Below are 349 nucleotides of genomic sequence, written 5' to 3' on the forward strand. Positions count from 1 at the left end.
CGCAGGCGCTGCTGGGTAAGCACCACTGGAGCGCCCGTGTCGGTGAGGACGTGGGCCAACCACTCGCGGGGGTAGCTGGGGTCGATGGGGACGTAGGCGCCACCGGCCTTGAGAGTACCGAGGATGCCGACGAGGGCTTCGACGGAGCGCTCCACGCAGAGCACCACGCGCACGTCGGGGCCGACGCCGAGCTTCACCAGCCGGTGGGCGAGTTGATTGGCGCGCGTGTCCAACTCACGGAAGGTGAGCTGCTCAGCACGGCAGATGACAGCCAGGGCGTCGGGCGTGCGAAGAGCCTGGGCGGTGAAGGCGTCATGGAGGCAGAGGTCGCGAGGGAACTCCGCGCTGG

At 69.3% G+C, this 349-nt stretch carries 1 protein-coding gene; it reads right to left on the reverse strand.

Features of this window, described 5'->3' with window-relative positions; genetic code table 11:
* Positions 1-349, reverse strand: a 349-nt coding sequence (locus ACLEQD_RS45310) for an AMP-binding protein (protein WP_410392059.1), incomplete at both ends; no start/stop codon positions are given.

Source organism: Corallococcus sp. 4LFB (assembly GCF_046520365.1).
Lineage (GTDB): Bacteria > Myxococcota > Myxococcia > Myxococcales > Myxococcaceae > Corallococcus > Corallococcus caeni.